The sequence below is a fragment of the Rhizobium leguminosarum genome, assembly GCF_019798305.1.
Lineage (GTDB): Bacteria > Pseudomonadota > Alphaproteobacteria > Rhizobiales > Rhizobiaceae > Rhizobium > Rhizobium leguminosarum_U.
This window is the reverse complement of record NZ_JAAXDD010000006.1, coordinates 304,969-323,157: the sequence shown is the minus strand read 5'-3', so window position 1 is coordinate 323,157 and position 18,189 is coordinate 304,969. Positions and strand designations below refer to the sequence as shown.

At 58.8% G+C, this 18,189-nt stretch carries 21 protein-coding genes; 12 read left to right on the top strand and 9 right to left on the bottom strand.

Annotated features, from left to right (window positions below; all coding sequences use genetic code 11):
• Positions 1–210 precede the first annotated feature (210 nt).
• Positions 211–471 carry a hypothetical protein gene (locus HFO99_RS13365; protein ID WP_025396604.1) on the top strand — a complete coding sequence of 87 codons (261 nt, stop codon included), beginning with the start codon at positions 211–213 and terminating at the stop codon, positions 469–471.
• Between the two features lie 52 nt (positions 472–523).
• On the opposite strand, the gene HFO99_RS13360 is transcribed toward HFO99_RS13365, so the two are convergent.
• Together HFO99_RS13360 and HFO99_RS13355 are read right to left on the bottom strand one after the other, a co-directional pair.
• A complete protein-coding gene (locus tag HFO99_RS13360) occupies positions 524–1,870 on the bottom strand; it encodes a PQQ-dependent sugar dehydrogenase (protein ID WP_222361676.1) in 1,347 nt (448 codons plus the stop codon).
• Positions 1,870–2,316 carry a DUF2231 domain-containing protein gene (locus HFO99_RS13355; RefSeq protein ID WP_261323125.1) on the bottom strand — a complete coding sequence of 149 codons (447 nt, stop codon included), beginning with the start codon at positions 2,314–2,316 and terminating at the stop codon, positions 1,870–1,872. Before HFO99_RS13355 ends, HFO99_RS13360 begins: the two co-directional genes overlap by 1 nt.
• 550 nt (positions 2,317–2,866) lie before the next feature.
• Here HFO99_RS13355 and HFO99_RS13350 point away from each other — a divergent pair.
• Positions 2,867–3,586 carry a Crp/Fnr family transcriptional regulator gene (locus tag HFO99_RS13350; protein WP_222361674.1) on the top strand — a complete coding sequence of 240 codons (720 nt, stop codon included), beginning with the start codon at positions 2,867–2,869 and terminating at the stop codon, positions 3,584–3,586.
• A gap of 357 nt (positions 3,587–3,943) precedes the next feature.
• On the opposite strand, the gene HFO99_RS13345 is transcribed toward HFO99_RS13350, so the two are convergent.
• Positions 3,944–4,315 carry a hypothetical protein gene (locus HFO99_RS13345; protein WP_222361672.1) on the bottom strand — a complete coding sequence of 124 codons (372 nt, stop codon included), beginning with the start codon at positions 4,313–4,315 and terminating at the stop codon, positions 3,944–3,946.
• Between the two features lie 257 nt (positions 4,316–4,572).
• Here HFO99_RS13345 and HFO99_RS13340 point away from each other — a divergent pair, with 257 nt between their 5' ends.
• Together HFO99_RS13340 and HFO99_RS13335 are read left to right on the top strand one after the other, a co-directional pair.
• Complete coding sequence (locus tag HFO99_RS13340) at positions 4,573–4,872, top strand: hypothetical protein (RefSeq protein WP_222361670.1); 300 nt, start codon at positions 4,573–4,575, stop codon at positions 4,870–4,872.
• On the top strand, positions 4,869–5,177 hold the full coding sequence (locus HFO99_RS13335; protein WP_261323124.1) for a hypothetical protein: 309 nt from the start codon (positions 4,869–4,871) through the stop codon (positions 5,175–5,177). Before HFO99_RS13340 ends, HFO99_RS13335 begins: the two co-directional genes overlap by 4 nt.
• Before the next feature lie 311 nt (positions 5,178–5,488).
• Here HFO99_RS13335 and HFO99_RS13330 read toward each other — a convergent pair whose 3' ends face one another.
• The 4 genes from HFO99_RS13330 to HFO99_RS13315 form a co-directional block, all read right to left on the bottom strand.
• Positions 5,489–5,740 carry a hypothetical protein gene (locus HFO99_RS13330; protein WP_409994932.1) on the bottom strand — a complete coding sequence of 84 codons (252 nt, stop codon included), beginning with the start codon at positions 5,738–5,740 and terminating at the stop codon, positions 5,489–5,491.
• Between the two features lie 72 nt (positions 5,741–5,812).
• Positions 5,813–6,073, bottom strand: a complete 261-nt coding sequence (locus HFO99_RS13325; protein ID WP_222361668.1) for a hypothetical protein — start codon at positions 6,071–6,073, stop codon at positions 5,813–5,815.
• 114 nt (positions 6,074–6,187) lie between these two features.
• Positions 6,188–6,715 (bottom strand): DUF4142 domain-containing protein, encoded by a 528-nt coding sequence (locus HFO99_RS13320; RefSeq protein ID WP_222361667.1) that lies wholly within the window; start codon positions 6,713–6,715, stop codon positions 6,188–6,190.
• A 118-nt stretch (positions 6,716–6,833) separates the two neighbouring features.
• A complete protein-coding gene (locus HFO99_RS13315) occupies positions 6,834–7,610 on the bottom strand; it encodes a cytochrome c oxidase assembly protein (protein ID WP_222247881.1) in 777 nt (258 codons plus the stop codon).
• A 226-nt stretch (positions 7,611–7,836) separates the two neighbouring features.
• Between HFO99_RS13315 and HFO99_RS13310 the strand changes: the two genes are divergently transcribed.
• The 3 genes from HFO99_RS13310 to HFO99_RS13300 are packed head-to-tail and all read left to right on the top strand — an operon-like array spanning position 7,837 to position 9,833.
• Positions 7,837–9,006, top strand: coding sequence for a zinc-dependent alcohol dehydrogenase (locus tag HFO99_RS13310; RefSeq protein WP_222361725.1), 1,170 nt, complete (start codon positions 7,837–7,839; stop codon positions 9,004–9,006).
• 57 nt (positions 9,007–9,063) lie between these two features.
• On the top strand, positions 9,064–9,327 hold the full coding sequence (locus HFO99_RS13305) for a hypothetical protein (protein ID WP_222361665.1): 264 nt from the start codon (positions 9,064–9,066) through the stop codon (positions 9,325–9,327).
• Positions 9,328–9,329: 2 nt separating this feature from the next.
• A complete protein-coding gene (locus HFO99_RS13300; protein ID WP_315860479.1) occupies positions 9,330–9,833 on the top strand; it encodes a gamma-glutamylcyclotransferase family protein in 504 nt (167 codons plus the stop codon).
• A gap of 54 nt (positions 9,834–9,887) precedes the next feature.
• Here the strand turns inward: HFO99_RS13300 and HFO99_RS13295 are convergent, their stop codons facing one another.
• The gene (locus tag HFO99_RS13295) at positions 9,888–10,913 is read right to left on the bottom strand and encodes a sensor histidine kinase (RefSeq protein WP_222361663.1); all 1,026 of its coding nucleotides are present in this window, start codon (positions 10,911–10,913) and stop codon (positions 9,888–9,890) included.
• A gap of 205 nt (positions 10,914–11,118) precedes the next feature.
• Here HFO99_RS13295 and HFO99_RS13290 point away from each other — a divergent pair, with 205 nt between their 5' ends.
• On the top strand, positions 11,119–12,156 hold the full coding sequence (locus HFO99_RS13290; RefSeq protein ID WP_222361661.1) for a PAS domain-containing protein: 1,038 nt from the start codon (positions 11,119–11,121) through the stop codon (positions 12,154–12,156).
• A gap of 153 nt (positions 12,157–12,309) precedes the next feature.
• Positions 12,310–12,735, top strand: a complete 426-nt coding sequence (locus HFO99_RS13285) for a VOC family protein (protein ID WP_222361659.1) — start codon at positions 12,310–12,312, stop codon at positions 12,733–12,735.
• 205 nt (positions 12,736–12,940) lie between these two features.
• Here HFO99_RS13285 and HFO99_RS13280 read toward each other — a convergent pair whose 3' ends face one another.
• The gene (locus HFO99_RS13280) at positions 12,941–13,951 is read right to left on the bottom strand and encodes a LacI family DNA-binding transcriptional regulator (protein ID WP_222300469.1); all 1,011 of its coding nucleotides are present in this window, start codon (positions 13,949–13,951) and stop codon (positions 12,941–12,943) included.
• Between the two features lie 198 nt (positions 13,952–14,149).
• Between HFO99_RS13280 and HFO99_RS13275 the strand changes: the two genes are divergently transcribed.
• Genes HFO99_RS13275 through HFO99_RS13265 form a run of 3 tightly spaced genes read left to right on the top strand, consistent with a single transcriptional unit; the run spans position 14,150 to position 18,025 of the window.
• The gene (locus HFO99_RS13275; protein ID WP_222361657.1) at positions 14,150–15,748 is read left to right on the top strand and encodes a sugar ABC transporter ATP-binding protein; all 1,599 of its coding nucleotides are present in this window, start codon (positions 14,150–14,152) and stop codon (positions 15,746–15,748) included.
• A complete protein-coding gene (locus HFO99_RS13270; RefSeq protein ID WP_222361655.1) occupies positions 15,745–17,070 on the top strand; it encodes an ABC transporter permease in 1,326 nt (441 codons plus the stop codon). The genes HFO99_RS13275 and HFO99_RS13270 overlap by 4 nt, the downstream gene beginning before the upstream one ends.
• Positions 17,057–18,025: a substrate-binding domain-containing protein gene (locus HFO99_RS13265; protein WP_222361653.1), complete on the top strand. Its 969-nt coding sequence runs from the start codon at positions 17,057–17,059 to the stop codon at positions 18,023–18,025. Before HFO99_RS13270 ends, HFO99_RS13265 begins: the two co-directional genes overlap by 14 nt.
• Positions 18,026–18,189 lie beyond the last annotated feature (164 nt).

Here is an 18,189-nt window from a genome sequence, read left to right as displayed (position 1 = left end):
ACATCGACGCGACTTGATCGCTCCTATTCCTCCTCAAATTTACAACAAGCGTCGGAAGCGGACTGTTCCAGCGTGGCATGATCACGGACGATGACCATCCGGCCTCCGCGTCATTGGCCAAACACGCTATCGGCTGGAACTTTCCGTCATGGAATCGGTTCGACGCCGTGCCCGAGAGAGACCGCGGGCCGAAATCGAACGGAGGTTTCCATGACGACCGCAAATACGACGACCGATCATTCGGCAATTCGCAAATGGGTGGAAGCGCGCAAGGGACAACCCTCCCGTGTCAAAGGCGCCAAGCAAGGTGGCATATTGCGGATAGACTTCGGAGAGCCGGAAGAGAACCTGGAAAAGATCTCCTGGGACGAATTCTTCGCCATTTTCGATGAAAACGAGCTGGCCTTTCTTTATCAGGACAAGACCGAGGATGGGACAAGCCGGTTCAACAAATTCGTCAGCCGAAAATGACAGGCCGATATCGTCGAGTAAGCCGTGCTGCCATCTCTATGTTCGCCAGGAGCTAACGCGCACCGGTGATGCGCCAGATCGTGTCGCCGACGTCGTCGGCGATTAACAGCGCCCCGGCTTTGTCGACGGCAAGTCCGACCGGCCGGCCATGTGTTTCGTCCTCGCCTCGCAGAAAGCCGGTGACGACATCCTCCGGTTTGCCGCTCGGACGCCCGTCCTTGAAGGGCACATAGACGACCTTGTAGCCGTTGAATTGATAACGGTTCCAGCTTCCATGTTCGCCTATGAACGCTCCGCCTTGATATTGCGCCGGCAAATTTTGGGCGGTGTAAAACACCATGCCGAGAGGCGCGACGTGAGAGCTCAGCGCGTAGTCGGGAACGATCGCCTTGGCGACAAGGTCGGGCCGTTGCGGCTCGACCCGTGGGTCGAGATTCTGGCCGAAATAGCTGTAGGGCCATCCGTAAAAGCCGCCATCCTTGACCGAGGTCATGTAGTCCGGAACCAGATTGGGGCCGAGTTCATCACGTTCGTTGACCACGGTCCAAAGAGCATGGGTCTGTGGTTCCCAGCTCAATCCGTTGGGATTGCGCAAGCCGTCCGCAAAAATGCGGTGGCGTCCCGTCTGTCTGTCGACCTCCCAGATCGACGCACGATCTTTCTCCGCCTCCAAGCCGTTCTCTGTGATATTACTGTTCGAGCCGACGCCGACATAGAGCAACCGGCCGTCCTCACTGGCAACGAGGCTCTTCGTCCAGTGGTGGTCGATCGGTCCACCCGGAAGTTCCGTCAGTACCGTGCCCGGCGCACTGATCTTGGTTTCACCCGGTTGATAGGGATAACGGATGATCGCGTCGGTCGCCGCGACATAGAGATCGTTGTCGACAAGCGCCACGCCGAATGGCGAGTTGAGATGATCGAGAAAAGTCTCCTTGACCTCGGCCACACCATCACCGTCGGCATCGCGAAGCAAGGTGATGCGGTTGCTCCCTTCGGTGCTCGCCTTGCCGCCTGACGTTGCCATTGCCTCGATCCATCCCATGATAAGGTCCTTCGGACGCTTGATGGCCGCCTCCGGCGGCGCGACCGATTCGATTACGAGAATGTCGCCATTCGGCAGCAGGTAGACGGCACGAGGATGCTTCAGTCCTGTGGCGAAAGCCTTGATCTGAAGACCCTTCGGAACCACTGGCGTCTCGTTTTCCTTCCACCCGACGACCGAGGCGATGTGCATCGGCGGGAGGAGATATTGCGATTGTGCGGGCAGTTTCGGATTGGCACCGATTTCGCTGCTAGGATCGGCTTCATCCTCGCTGCAGGCTGTCAGGCCGAGGCTGCAACCGCAAAGCAGCGAGAAGGCCAGGGCACGGAGTTTGCTTGAGAGAAGAGATCGGCTCATCACGCAATGACCTTAAAATACCGCCGCTGAACCATTCGCCCAAGAACCGCATTGATGACAATGACGACCACCGTCACCGCCGACAGCGTCAGACCGGTCGGAACCACGGATGTCCATGCGTCGCGGCTGTGAACGAAGGCGTTGAAGAGCGCGAGTATGAAGGCTGCTAGATTGCCGAGCGTATAGAACACTCCGATGCCCCATCTCAACGACAGCTGTCCTGTCACGACATCGGCAATGCCTCCGATTGCGGCAATTCCGCCAAGCAGCAGGCCGGCGGTCAGCAGCCACGACGAAAAATTGGTCCACATCATCTCTGCCGTCCGCCAATAGGCGATATCCGTGGCCAACGCTCCGACAAAACACGCCGCTGAAAAATGAAGTGGGACAGCGCGAAACGGGTGAGAATAGATGAGTACGCGCGAAGAAGGGGTTGGATAGGTCATGTCTTAGATCCACATGAGGCGCTCAGGTGCAGCTAACCCTCACCAATGCGAATTGTTCCCGTAAAGGGTGTCGTGGCTCGTGCAACCGCGCGGTGGCGCGCGTCCTTGAGAGGTGTAAAGCACGCTTTGCAATTTGAAGTCCGACATAATCTTTGATGTTTAATCATTGCGACTGAGAAGAGTTATGCCGAGGGTCCAAATCGCGTTTGGCTCTGCCTTGGTGTGCTGCCAGGAGGGTGGATTGTCCGAGATCCTGATCTCGATGCCGTCTTGGCGCTCCCCAATCCAACCCTGAGACCGACTGCTCCGGCTCACGCTCTCCATCTGCAAATAACCTCGTCGAGAAAGGCGCTGCCGACGAGAGGTAGCCGGCCGGCCGTCATTCGAGCGGTTTGGGCCATCGAAACCGTCAGGCCCTCTTGTTCACAGCGAACAAGGTCGCGCAGACTTCGAACCGTCTGTACGCTATGGCACAGTGTATTGATCAACGATTCTAGATGGTTAGGTTCGCAGCAGCAACGGGCGAAGGACGCCCGTATGTGGACGAAACATGGATGACGACCAATTGAATTTTAGAAATGAGCTGTTGCGGGCCATGGGCCCACAAGAGCGCGATCTGATCGTGCCTCATATGGAGCCAATCACTCTCGATGTCCCCTTGATTCTTGAGCTGGAGAATAGGCCGGTCGGCGACATCTATATCCTCGAGGCTGGGCTTGCATCGATCGTGGCAAGATTTCCGGGCGGGCGCGATATCGAAGTGGGCATCGTCGGCCGGGAGGGAATGACAGGTGCCGCCGTGATGCTCGGCGGTGATCAATCCGCCAACCGGACATTCATGCAGATCTCAGGCTACGGCTTCAAATTGCCGGCACCCATTCTTTCCGCAGCCATGGAAGAGAGTCGGGCCTTGCGCAGTCTACTTCTTGCCTATGTCCAGGCGTTGCTGGCGCAGACGACATCGACCGTGCTTGCCAATGGCCACGCTAAGCTCGAGGAGCGGCTCGCGCGGTGGTTGTTGATGGTCCATGATCGGGCCGACGGCATGACGATTTCGCTGACCCACGAGTTTCTCGCCGTGATGCTGGGGGTCCGTCGCGCCGGAGTGACGGTCGCGTTGCATCTGCTGGAAGGCAAAGGTCTGATCAGGTCCACCAGAAGGCAGATCGTCATTCTTAACAGGCGCGGATTGATCGAAGAGGCGCATGGCTCCTACGGGGCGGCGGAGGAGGAATATCGACGGCTGATCGGCAGTCCACTTGGGCGCTGAGTGATCTTTTGATCAAGACTGGCGTGATCGGCGTTCAGCGGCGGCGCTTGCGGACAGATGCCAGGCGACCCACCGAAAGCAATTTGTTCTGGTCTGCCACTCCATGTCGGTAAAGACTGATCAGCAAAGCCGCGATCTCCTGCGTCTCAGGCGCTCGCAGAGGCTTTCCCGTCTCGCGACATATGGTGTTCAAAATCGCCTGCAGATGACTGAGGTCAGCTGAATCAAGGGCCATCAAGTGAGCAGACTGAGAATCGAGCATAGCGCCTTTCCTCGAATAAAGGCTTCGAATTATGCAGCCATCATCATGAGGTCCGCACACATCAAGCGCAACGCTGCGTACGCAAGCGCACGGATCTAGTGATAGTAACCCGAACCGGGTCCGAACAATGCCGCGACGATCGCGTTGATATCGGCGGGGCGATCGCTAAGGACAAAGCCGGCTGAGAGCGCTTCGGACCGATGCCCTTGAGCGAAGACGAAGGGTATTCGCCGCGTCTCCAGCCATTCGTTCATTGTCAGCATCGCCTGGTCGGGGATGGTGACGTCGATGATCGCGGCGTCGCATGCCAAGGTTTCATCTGAGCTATGCGTCGCGACCAAATCGACGCTGCTGATGACGACCACGGCTTGCCAGGCGGCCCATGCCTCCTTGACGCCGTCTGAGACAAAGCCGGGACCTCCGATGATGACGATCGTCTTTCCAGCGACCGGACTGAGCGATTTCATAGCGGACGCCTGCAAAAGTCGGTTGGACCGTGATCATGCCGCCAAATGGCATTTCAGGCCGCTCTGGCAGGGCTGTGGGTATCATATTCAAGCTTGCCATACCACGTTCATTTAATCCGCCGAACCCGATCGTGCCGCGTTGGTTCCCTGGCCGACGGCAGGGTGAAGGGGATCCGGACTCGTACGGTTCCGCACCAGCGGTTGAAATCGAAAATTTGGAATTTTAGGATCGCCTCATATGCTTGGGGAGGAACACGATGACGCAGCACTCTGGAATTACGAAGCCGGCTCTGCAGCCTGGTGATATCGCCATGTTGCAGGCTGTTTTGCAGGGATGGTGTCAAGAGAAGTCATATGGGATTACCAGTCCGGTGGCGCAGTATGTCGCGAGGGAACTTGTATCTTGGTTCGAGTGCGGCATTCGAGACCAGCGCAAACTCAGTGGCCTGATGCGATATATGCATATGGATTTCGACAGCGTATCGACCTCGACGAAAGCACCGCATTGCGAAACGCTGCGTCCTGCCGTCAATATTGGCTTAACCAGTGTGCTATGATGGACAGACTTCTCTATTTCAAGGCGATCGCCGCGGATCCGGCCGCGCTCGATGCCGTCGATCGGCAGATTGTCGTGGGGCAGATCGTTGATGAACTTCAAGAAATCTGCGATGGCGACGCTGCAGGCGGCGGTGCCGGCCGATACCCGGCGCTCATTCGTCTGCTTCAGACGATCCGCGCTTCGATGCTATCGATCGCCAGAGCCGACGACGAGTGTTGGCAGAGGATCGTTGATGAGCTCCTACAGCTTCGCGCGACAATGGTTGATTTGAGGGGCGGCCAGAGCGGCAGGATTTCCCATTGAGGCGCCCCAAGGCGAAGTGGATTTGATGTGCCACGATCGTATCGACGGCGAGGAGATCGCACTGACTCAAAATACACGGCGACCATGCTCGGTGTGCGTCGTTCCAGCGTCACCCAAGCGCTGCATATCCTCGAGGGCCAGCACTTCATCCATTCTCACCGGGGAGTTGTTATCGTTCGCAATCGCACGTCCGTGGAGGCGTTTGCGGCTGATGCCGACGATGTTCCGGGAGTATCAGGCCGCAGCTGGCCTGGTCTCGGCCATCGCTCATTGGCTGCGGTTCAGTAGCTCGTTGATATAAGTCGTAAGCGCTATTGCAGCGTCAAATGGTCGGGGCTGTTCTTCCATTCCTTGTACGGCAACAGCATCTGGCCGGGAAACCGCCTTTCGATCGCGCTCTCCGCCAGAACGATCTTTGCGAAGATCTCATCGGTCGGCGAAGCTCGATTCAATGCTTCACTCCGCTTCTCCAGATCAGCCATCAGTTCGAAAAGCTCGTCGTCCGTCATTGCCTCGAGAGCCGAGGCGAACTCACGCTCCGAGACAGCCGCTAAATTCGTCACGATATACCTCCTGCCGATGGCGTGTTTTTGGGCCTTAGCCAGAAAGCATGCTGATCGGCGATTGTTTGGGCGTCACTTTCCCGGCAGGTCCTTCTCGGTCGTCGCAGCACCTGGAAGCCTTTGCTGCGACTGCTCCCTGTCCGAGGCGCGCACCGGGGCCGCCGGCGCCTGGGCAATATAGATGCCCAGTCCTAGCGCGCCGATGGCAACGATGAAAGCACCGGCTATGGCGAAGACAGACCGTCGCCCGTCCTGCTTGATCATTCCGAAAGCAAGGGCAATTCCGAGAAGCGCTGCTCCTCCTGCCACTGCAAACAGCCAGAGATAATTCATCAGCATAGGCTCCCAATGTCCGGCCGCCTAACCCTGAAGAGGAAAGAAAGGTTCCTGGAGCATTTCCGTTTTCTCCGAGTCACGGAAATGCTCCATCGCAGCGTCGGCGCAATCTTATTTGTTAAGCTCCTCCGCCATCTGCAGATGGTGTTCAAGCGCAGGCCTCGTGCTTGCCGCCCAAGCTTTCAACTCGGCATTGTCGCCGCCTTCACCATAGCGCTTGAAGAGGTCGACCGCGTCCTCGTGCGCGGATTCCTGATCGGAATGATATTGCTTAAGGAAATCATCGCCTTGAAGTCCCTTCAGCTTGTCGAGCATGTCCTGCTGGGCGCTCGTCATGGCGCTTGGCAGTTGCGCCAGCACCTTGCCGCCGGTAATCAGCGCCTTGAGTTCGCTGCTGGTCTTCTGGTGATCCGTCACCATCTGCTGAGCAAAGGCCTTGGTTGCCGCATCACCGCGCTCGAGTGCCAGCTTGCTGGATTCGATCTCGAACATGTCGCTGGTGGCGGCCTCCTGCACGAAGTCCGCCGTCTTCGGTGCAACGCCGATCAGCGAGTTGACCCCGGTCTTTTCCGCGGCGGATTGGGCCATGGCAGGTCCAGCAAGCGAAACGGCAAGTGAGGCGATGATGAACTTCTTCATGGTCTGGTCTCCTGGTTGGTGGCATCAGAACTTCAAAAGCGCCAAACTGTTCCCTGCCGCGCGGCGCAATTATCGCTGGACTGCTGTCGCGCAGTGCTCACGCACAATGCGCCGATGCCTAACGCGGCAATCTCGCCACGACTGCGTTTCGTCCGGCTAAAAGCTCACCGGCAGACCGGTTGATGGCTCGAGCAATCCTGAGCAGGAAGGCCGCAGCAAAGGGCAGTGATGCGGGAATCCACATCAGTAGGCCTGCCAGTTGCTGATCTTCGAGGGGCGACAGGCCATAGGCTGGCGACGTCAGCAAATGCGGGCTGAACAGAGGGTGAGATGCAAAGGTCAGGTACGCACCGAGCGCTGTCATCTGCAGAAGGGTTGCGGCGCAGACCACAAGTGCGCCGCCTGAAGGCCGTCGAGCATCGAGGATCTCCTTCCACAGCCAGGCCGCCGACACAAAAAGTGGGACCTCCATGATCCAGTAGGAAGTGCTTCCCGAGAGAGCCCAGGCATAGGGCAGGGGCAGATGCCATAGCCAGAGCATCGTTGTGTGAAATGCGAATATGAAAATCGACGGCACTCGATCCAGGAGCATCGCGTGGCTGAAGAGAAAGCGCCACGCAAGCGGCGCAACGAGCGAGATCAATACGATATGATGAACTGCCCTTGCCGAGAACAATGCTGAACTGAGCGCACAAAGCGGGGAAACGAAGGCGACGGTGAAAAGAGCGATGGCGACAAGCCACTGCCCGACGCGCTTCTCCCGACGCGCCGGGAGCCAAGTCAACGCAGCCGCAACGCCTATCGCAGACAGTAGGTAAGGATCGAAGTTCCAATCCGACATCAGCAGCTGAGGTGCCGGAGCGCTGCCGCAATACGGATCAAGATTGAAGTTCATTTCATGCCCGCCATTGTCGATTCGGCCGCTAAACAAACCCAAGGCGGATTTGTTCCGGGCAAACGGATCCACCTCGCTTTCTGGAACAACTCCCTCGGATCACGGTTTGGCTGTCTTGAGTTTCAAGACCGGGGACGAAAAAGCCGTCTCGCGGACGTTTCAAAACCGAAAGAGTGGGAAGGCGGCGCGTCCGCTTTGCGCTCGGGATCGAAAGGCGGACGGCAACATGAAAGCACTGACCTGGCATGGTAAACACGATATTCGATGCGAGAGTGTTCCGGACCCTCAAATCGAGGAAGGGCGCGACGCTATCATCAAGGTAACAGCCTGCGCGATCTGCGGGTCGGATCTCCATCTGTTCAACGGTGTGATGCCGGACATGCATAGCGGCGACATCATGGGCCACGAGACCATGGGCGAGGTCGTCGAAGTCGGCAATGACAATAAAAAGCTCAAGGTCGGTGACCGTGTCGTGGTGCCTTTCACGATCTCCTGCGGCGAATGCTTCTTCTGCCAGCGCGGCTTCTATTCCGGATGTGAACGCAGCAACCCCGATCCGTTGAAGGTCAAAAAGATGTGGGGGAATTCACCCGCGGGCCTGTTCGGCTACACGCATCTTCTTGGCGGCTACAGTGGAGGTCAGGCGGAGTACCTGCGCGTGCCTTATGCGGACGTCGGACCGATAAAGGTGCCGGATGGACTGACGGATGAGCAGGTGCTCTTTCTCTCCGATATCTTTCCGACGGGCTACATGGCCGCTGACTTCTGTAATATCCAGCCGGGGGATACGATCGCGATCTGGGGCTGCGGCCCCGTCGGACAGATGGCGATCAAGTCGGCCTTCATCCTCGGCGCCGAACGCGTTATCGCAATCGATACCGTGCCGGAACGGCTTGCTCTTGCCCAAGCGTCGGGAGCAACCACTCTCGATTTCATGGACGAAGACATCTACGACAAGCTCATGGAGCTGACCAACGGGCGCGGCGCCGACGCGTGCATCGACGCGGTTGGCACCGAAGCCGATGCGTCGGCGAGCTGGGACTCAAGGCTTGACCGCATCAAGGTCGCTACGTTCATGGGAACCGATCGCCCCCACGTTCTTCGCCAGGCAATCCATTGCTGCCGCAACTTCGGCACGGTGTCGATCGTCGGCGTCTACGGCGGGTTCCTCGACAAGATCCCGATGGGTTCGGCGATCAATCGCGGCCTGACGTTCCGAATGGCGCAGACGCCAGTGCAGCACTATCTGCCACTACTCATGAAACGCATCCAAAAGGGCGAAATCGATCCGTCGTTCATTATCACGCATCGTGCGACCCTCGCAGAAGGTCCTGATCTCTACAAGACTTTCCGCGACAAGAAGGACGGCTGCATAAAGGTCGTCCTCAAGCCGTAGGGAAAGCCGCGGACGTCCTGGGATCACCGCCGGCATTGAAGAAAGGCCCGATCGATCATGCAGAAGAAATCAAACGACCCTATCGAAGACCGGAATAAGCTGCGCCCACCGGAGATGGAGCTCGAGCCGATCCGGTCCGAAGGCGGAGGTGAAGACCCCGGTGCAGTTGTCGGCAAGCGCGTTAAAGGGCGAGCCGGCCGTCCTTCGGAGAGATCGGCGACGCGCCGCGCCCAGCCGGACAATGAAAGGGTAGAAGGATTGCCCGAAACAGACGCAGCAGACAACCTGGCGACGGCGCCACCCGTGATGAAGCGTGACTGAGCGTGATCCTCCTCGACCTGATGGAAACGCAGGCGATCACGATCGCTCCAATCTTGTGGGGGATTAGCCGATCACGCATGGGGTTGGCCCGAATGACACGGAACCTATTCGTTTTTGGAACTTTAAAAAAAGGCTTTCCTCTTCATGAGCAAGGTCTTTTCGGCGCCAGGTTTCTTGGAATTTTCCGGACGCGGGAATGTTATCCGATGCTGATTGCCGGCCCTTGGTTCGCTCCGATGATGTTCAATGAACCGGGCATTGGCTACCGCGTCGTCGGTGAACTTTACGAGCCTGGCGAGGATACGATAGCAAGGTTGGATCGGCTGGAATCAATAGGCATACCCGGCAACCTGCGCGTAGTGGTAGACGTGGAACCAGCCGCCGGCGGGCCAATATGTTCAGCACTGGCGTACATGAAATCGCGTCGGCTCGCCGAGCCTGTTCACTCGAATTATCTGCGAGTCTATGAGGACAGGCGGTTTATCCCCTTCGATCGGAGAGACTGAGACGCCTGCAGCCTGGCGCAGTGTGTTTTCCCCAATGCCGGCTCAGCATTCCACTTATTGCTCGGCGTCGGAATAGGTCTTGTATTGCAGCTTCTGGAGCGACGCATCGAGCTTCAGGATGAACCCTGTCGGCGGGTAATCAAGAGCGACCTCTCCGAAGGCCGCCAGGCTGGAGTTGACGAGGCGCGTGCCGAACCCCTTGTTGTTCGGCGCCACCACCGCCGGGCCCCCGGCTTCTTGCCACCTGAAGTCCAGGCGCTTTTCGCCCGCCTCGCCGTGCACGGACCACTCGATTTCAATCGTCCCGGTATCGACCGACAGCGCGCCGTACTTGTTGGCATTGGTGACAAGTTCGTGCAGCACGAGGGAAAACGAAAGAGCCGCCTGAGGCCCCAGTTCAACCGCGGGACCGCTTGCATTGAAACGTCGTGACGCCTCGAGCCCAAGATTGATCGCGGTCGCCTCGACGATCGTCGCCATGGTCGTGCCCAGCCAGTTTTGCTGAAGCAAAATGTCGTGTGCCTTCGAATAAGCATTGATGCGTGCCGCGATCGACTGCTCCGCATCCTCCATAGAGCTGGCGTTTCGGAAGGATTGGCTGGTGATAGCCTGAACGACCGCCAGCGTATTCTTCATGCGGTGAGAGAGCTCGTGCATCAGGACGCGCTGTCGCTCCTTATTCTCTCGCTGCTCGGTGCGATCTCTTAGAATCTTTACGAAGCCCTCGACTTCCCCGTTGTCCGACGTCAACGCCATCATCTGCCCGGATGCCCAGAACAACGAGCCGTCCTTGCGAACGTGCCAGCGCTCATCATTGCCATGACCTTCCGTTAATGCGGCAGCCATTTCCCGCTGGAGAGTCCCGGCCTGCCTGTCTTCCTCGGTGAAGATCATGGCCGCGGGCTGGCCGATAATCTCGGGCTCATCCCATCCGAGGATCCGTCGCGCGCCCTCGTTCCATGTGGTTATCAGCCCATCCAGGTCCGTGGAGATGATTGCATACTCGATCGCGCTTTGCAGGATGGCTTCGAGAAAGCGCTCCCGTGACCGGCTGGAATTGGAAAAGAGTTTCATGATCATATGGTGCGCCTGATCCTCCGGAGCTGCAAGGCCGATCGACCACATCCCGCTTCTATAGCGGAGGCCATCGTGTTGGCCAAGACCGCTGTGGCGCTTCGCTCGGCAGGTGTAGGGTGAGTGAATCGCGCACTCAAACGAGCGACCTTCTCGGAAACAAAGATACGCGAGCCGCGTTATCAGCCGACGTCTTAGTGAGCGTGGAAGCATGACAGGCCATTCGAGAGAAAAACTGCATGGGGATTTGCCTTCCGCATCTTCAAAAGCAGCCTCCGCCGATCGGAAAGAGCTGGCAGCGATCGCATTTGAACGCACCAGGATGCCGATGGTCGTCACCGACGCGCGTAAATCCGATCAGCCGATCGTGCTTGCAAACAAGGCATTCCTCGCACTGACAGGTTATGAGGCCCATGAAGTGTTAGGCCGCAACTGTCGTTTCCTGCAGGGCCCCGCGACGTCTCCAATTGCCGTCGCCGAAATTCGTGCCGCTATCGTCGGCGAGCGTGAGGTCAGCGTAGAGATCCTTAATTATAAGAAGAACGGGGAGCAGTTCTGGAACCGCTTGCATCTAAGTCCCATCCATGGGGATGACGGAAGGATACTGTATTTCTTTGGATCTCAAATCGATATGACGGAATATCGGCGGATCGAGGCACTGGAGGCCTCCGAGCACCGCCTGCTGATGGAAGTCGACCACCGGTCGAAGAATGTCCTGGCAATCGTCGACAGCATCGTCCGCCTCAGCAATGCCGATGACCCGGCCCTTTACGCCGCGGCAATTCAACACCGGGTGCAGGCGCTCGCCCGTGCCCACGCTCTGCTTGCTGAGCGAAGATGGACGAGCATTTCCGTGGAGGACCTCGTTCGCCAACAGGTGACGCCGTTCGCGGCCAACCGCGCTTTTTTCAGTGGGCCTGACATCAGAATGCCTGCACCGGTCGTCCAGCCACTCGCGCTCGTGCTCCATGAGCTTGCCGTCAACGCAGCCCATCACGGTGCCCTTGCCGCTGCGCAAGGCAGGCTTTCAATCAGCTGGAAGCCTGCACCGTCAGGCCTCGGCTTCAATATCCAATGGCGGGAGGTTGGCGCCCCCACCCCACCTAGATTGGCCAAGCGAGGTTTTGGCACGGTCATCGTCGGCGCAATGGTTGAAAAGCAGCTTAAAGGACGTCTTGAGAAAACCTGGTTGGATGGAGGTCTGCTTATCGACATTGAGGTCCCGTCTGCCGGCTCGAGTTCAGTGTGACGGCGCTCTGTCAAAGGGAAAGCGATATCAAGAACCCGCCATCGCGATCGAACGCTTGGCGTCGGTTATCGATGGGCTGCGAACGATACGATACCGTGCCTCTCGGGACACCATCGAGCCAGGGCGTGCCTACAATGAACTGGAGGAAGGTCCATGAAGCCCAGAATCACCGTATTGACGCTCGGCGTTGCTGATCTTGAGCGATCACTTGCCTTTTATCGTGAGGGTCTGAAGCTGCCCACAAGAGGCATCGTAGGCAGCGAATTCGAACATGGCGCCGTGGCATTTTTCGATCTCTCTGGCGGGCTCAAGCTGGCAATTTGGGCTCAGGAGGACTTGGCCTATGATTGCGGTCTGGCAAAAGCGCCGACCAGCAGCACCTCATTTTCAATCGGTCACAACGTGTCGCGGCGCGGTGACGTGGATGAGGTCATGCAACAGGCGCGTCAAGCTGGAGCGGAGATCGTCAAGCCAGCTGAAGAGACTTTCTATGGCGGCTACGCGGGATATTTCACGGATCCGGACGGGCACCTATGGGAAGTCGCGTGGAATCCGGAGAATCTCCCATCGGAGATCTGAGCCGTTTTTCCAGATGCTCAGGAATATGGCCTGACCTCCTGTGCGAAATCGCACCGCGCGATGTGTGCCATAAAGCTTCTACCAGATCAGCTCGCCCAGAGGGTTTGCAGCAGCCTGCTAAGGCCACGTGCCGTTCAGTTCATTCCGCAGGTTACTCTTTGGCGCGCGGGGAACCTTGGATGGGAGCGCACCGTTCTAATCGCTCTCAGGATCCAAGAGGGTCAGCAACCGGCCGGCAGGAATCGCGGATCATCAAGCGTCCGGAGAGCACGATCCGTTGCGGAGGTTGGTCACCCCGATGCGCAATCCGTTCCAGGATGAGCCGGGCGGCCTGTTCGCCGATGGCTTGGACTGGCTGGGCGACGGTGGTGAGGTTCGGCTGGAAGACATCGGCCCAGGGAAAGTCGTCAAAGCTTGAGACCGAAATGTCATCAGGGCAGCGGAGGCCCGTGTCTCGGATGGCCTTCATCACGCCAATTACCATGAGGTTGTTGGCCGAAAACAGCGCACTCGGCCGATCCGCCTGTACGAGGAGCTGTATGGCGGCGTTGTAGGCGTCGCGCTCGCGGAAATTGCCGAAGCGGATCAGATCATCGCTGATGGGAATCCCCGCGCTTTCGAGGGCTGCCTTGTAGCCGGCCAAGCGGCCGATACCGGTCGAGGTGTCGAGCGAGCCAGAAATATACCCGATCCGCCTATGGCCGAGGCTGATCAAGTAATTGATGGCGTCCTGCACCGCACGCTGATTGTCGAGCACGACCGCATCTGCGTTTATGCCGCCACAGATCCGGTCAATCAGTACGGTCGGGATGTCGGCGCGGGAGAGCATGCGTTTGAGAGCGTGATCGTCGCCGGCGGGAGCGATGATCAGTCCGTCCACCATGCGGTCGAGTAGAAGCGAAATCTGTTCGTCCTGCACGGCGGGATCCTCGTCGGTGCAGCAGAGCATGACGGCATAGCCCGACCGGTGCAGCACATCCTGAATTACTGAGGTTACATCGGTGAAGAAAGGGTTGGTGATATCGGCGATGACGAGCCCAATCGTTTTGGTCGTGCCCATCTTCAGGCTGCGAGCGATGGCATTGCGCTTGTAGCCGATTGATCGGATCGCCTGTTCGATTCTGCCGCGCAGCTCGGTGCTGACGGGAACCGTACCATTGACGAAGGCGGAAACTGTGGCAACCGAGACGCCAGCCGTTGCCGCGACGTCGAGCATGGTCGGTGCCGTCTTCTTGCGTTTCGACGAAATTGGGGCCATTTTTCAAAACGTTTAGAGTGCAAATATTCGGTCAATATTACGGCATCGCGGCCTCTACGGCAACAAATAAGATCTTGGCGTCTTGACAATATCGAAACGTTTAGATTAGCTCATGCTCGTAGCCGGGACAAAGATGGTGGGGAGGCCGTCATTGTCATGTACGAAGACTTGCGCGATTTTCCCAAGGGCGTAGGCACGCCCCACTTGCCCGGTGCGCCATTGCTGGCTGCCAAGGGCATTTCCAAGAGATTTGGCGGAATCGCGGCCTTGGATAGCGTTAGTTTCGATCTCCTGTCCGGCGAGATACATTCCCTGATGGGTGAGAACGGCGCCGGCAAGTCCACGCTGATGAAGATTCTTTCCGGCGTCTACACCGACTATGAAGGTGCGATCGAGATCGATGGCAGACAGATGCGTTTTGCGAGCGTGCGCGAAGCCGAAGCCGCGGGCGTCGCGATCATCCACCAGGAGCTCAATCTCGTTCCCGAACTGACGGTCGCCGAGAACATGTTCCTGGGCCGTGAACCGTTGATTGCCGGGCTGTTTGTCGACCGCAAAAGCTGTGTTCGTGAAGCGCGCAGGCTGCTTGCCCATCTTGGCATCGAACTCGATCCGGAGGCGCGGATCAGTTCGCTGCGCATCGGCGAACAGCAGCTCGTCGAGATCGCCAAGGCGCTTTCTCTCAATGCCCGCATTCTGATCATGGACGAGCCGACCTCCGCACTGTCGCCCGGGGAGTGCGAGCGGCTTTTCGCCATCATGCGGCAGCTCGCTGCGTCGGGTGTCGGCATCATCTACATATCGCACCGCCTCGACGAAGTGATGCAGTTGAGTGATCGGACCACGGTGTTCCGTGACGGGCGTCACGTCTGGACCAGGGCGATGAGCGAGATCGACGAAGACGGGATCATCTCAGCCATGGTGGGACGCAATCTTAATCGCCCGGACAATGTGCGAGACGCGAGCGCTGTCCGTGCGCCCGTGCTTTCGGTCCGGGGCCTCGGGCTGTCGATCTCGGACCGTCGAGGCTGGAAGCAGGTGCTGAAAGGCGTCACTTTTGACGTCGCGGCCGGTGAAATACTCGGCATCGGCGGATTGCTGGGCGCCGGACGGACGGAAATATTACAGGCCATTACGGGTGTCAGGGAGGGCCAGGTCGATGGGCAGATCCTCATAGACGGGAAGCCGGTAAGCGTGACCTCGCCGGTCGAAGCGCGTCGCCTTGGCATCGGCTACGTCACCGAGGACCGCAAAGGGCAGGGCCTGCATCTCAACGACACGGTATTGGACAACGTGGCGCTGCCGCTGGTCGGGCGGTTGGCGCGTTTCGGGGTTCGTGACTTCGCGGGCGAGGAAGTGCTGGCGGCGGATGCCGTGCGCACGCTCGGCATCCGCGCCTCCGGTACGAAGCAGGTCGCCGGGACGCTCTCGGGCGGCAACCAGCAGAAAGTGGTGATCGGCAAATGCCTCGCCGCCAATCCGCGCATCCTGCTGCTAGACGAGCCGACCCGTGGCATTGATGTCGGCGCCAAGAGCGAGATCTACGAACTGATCTTTCGGCTGGCTGGCGAGGGCATGGCCATCGTAGTCGTGAGTTCGGAGATGCCGGAACTGCTGCATCTCGCCGATCGGATCCTCGTCATGTCGGAGGGGCGGCAGACCGGCGTCCTCGATCGCGCCATGGCGAATGAGGAGCGAATAATGCAGCTCGCGGCACCGCGCGCGCTGAGACGGCAAGAAAAGGTAACGGCATGACAGTGATGAAACTCGTCTCCCGCACGAAGCTCTATTGGGGACTGATCGCCATCTTCCTGATCGGTGTGATCTGGTCGCCGGTGACCTCCTCGGGCAAGAACATCTTTCTGTCCGGTGGCAATCTGCTTGATGTGCTGCGGCAGGTTTCCACGACCGGCCTGATCGCAACCGGCATGACGGCTGTGATCATCACCGGCGGCATCGACCTTTCGGTCGGTTCGCTGATGGCGGTCTGCAGTGTTGTCTGCGCCATGCTTCTGACCGTGCCGGGAGACACGCCTGCGTTCTTCGTCGGCGTCCCGTCGGTACTGCTCGCAGCGTTGGTGATCGGCGCGGCGGTCATGCGTTTCGTCTTCCTCAATATCGAAAAGAGCCGCACCGCCATAGCCCACGGACGCGATCTTACGCTCGATAGGGTGCGGGCTGTCTATGTCCCGGTCTTTGTCGGGCTCGTCATCGGCGCAGCCCTCCTCTTCTTCCTGCTGCCGCAGAGCGAGAGCAAGTTCGGCGTGCTTGGCGTGCTGCTTGTCGTGCCCGCGGTGGGCCTGCTGTTTGGAACGATCAACGGCGTCGTCATCGTCGTGGGGCGGCTCCAACCCTTCATCGTCACGCTTGCGATGATGGTGACCGCGCTCGGCGTGGCGCGGCTGACGGCTGGGCAGAACAATGCCGTGCTGCCGGTCTATACCGGCTCCAACGCTACGGCGGATTTCGACATCCTGCGCTCGCTCGTCTTCGGCGTCATCCCGATGCCCGGCATATTCTTCATCACGGCGATCGTCATCTATGGCGTCGTATTGAAATTTACGCCGTTCGGGCGCTTCGTCTATGCGATCGGCGGCAACGAGGAGGCGGCCCGGCTATCGGGAATTGACAGCGGCAAGGTGAAGATCGTCACCTATGCGATGTCCGGGCTGCTCGCGGGCATAGCGGCGATCCTCTACGTGGCGCAGTATCGGCAGGGCAAGCCCGATGCCGGCGCCGGGCTGGAGCTCGACGCCATCGCCGCCGTCGTCATTGGTGGCACCAGCCTCATGGGCGGGCGCGGCAGCCTCGCGGGCACCTTCTGCGGGGTGCTGATCTTCGGTCTGCTGTCCAACATTCTGCAGCTGCACAACATCAATTCGAACCTTCAGCTGGTGCTGAAGGGGCTTATCATCATCGGCACAGTGCTCGTCCAGGAGCGCAATGCACGCGACATTCTTGCGCGCTTCCGGTTGACCATGCCGGGATCTGCAAGATCGGAGGCATCCCGGGAGGAGCGTCCGCCCAAGGAGACCATGTCTCTCAACACTGGAGGAAACGGAAATGAAACGTCGTGACATGCTCACACTCGCGGTTGTTACAGCCGCACTTTTCACCACCACATCGCTCGTTGCTTCCGGCGACGCGATGGCGCAGGACAAGAAATGGCGTATCGGGTTCTCCCAGGCGACTACGATCGAGCCCTGGCGGGCGCAGTTCAACAAGGACATCATCGCCGAGGCTGCCAAGCATCCCGAGGTCGAGCTGATCATCACCGACGGCGAGGACAAAACCGAGAAGCAGGTGGCGGACGTCGAGAACCTGATTCGGCAGGAAGTCGATGCCATCCTGGTCTCGCCGAAGGAATCCGCAGGCCTGACCGGCGTCGTGATGCAGGCGATCGACGCGAAAATCCCGGTCTTCGTACTCGATCGCAACGTCGAGACGGACAAGTATGTCCAGTTCGTCGGTGGCGACAACAAGTTGATCGGCCGCGCTGCCGGCGAATATGCCGTGGAGCTGCTTGGCGGCAAGGGCAAGGCCACCGGCAATATCGTGGAAATCTGGGGCGGCATGGGCACACAGCCCGCACATGACCGGCATGACGGCTTCCATGAATTCACCGACAAGGAGCCGGGAATCAAGAACCTGCTCGATCAGCAATCGGGCGACTGGAAGCAGGACCAGGCCTATAACATCATGGCGACGGTACTGCGCAACAACGAGAAGATCGACCTCGTCTACGGTCATAACGACCCGATGGCCTATGGCGCCTACCTCGCTGCCAAGGATGCCGGCCGCGAGAAGGAAATCAAGTTCATCGGCATTGATGCGCTGCCGGGCGAGGGCGTGACCTGGGTGAAGAACGGCGAACTGACCGCCACTTTCCTCTACGCCACCCCCGGTGCCGACGGGTTGATCCAGGCGATCAAGTACCTCAATGGCGAAAAGGTCGAAAAGAATGTCGTCCTGCCGACCATGAAGGTGACTGCGGAGAATGCCGAACAGGTGCTCAAGGAAAAGGGCATGTAATTTCAGTGCGGTCCATTACATCGGCCGGCGCTTCGCGCCGGCTTTTCTATTTGCGTCGGATTGGACCGTTGGGGGCGGATCGGCCGTGAATCGCTCTCCTAACGATTTTCTTTCTCAACCCCAAGCAGAGGAGTTTCAGTCTCTCAACAACACCCGAACCCACC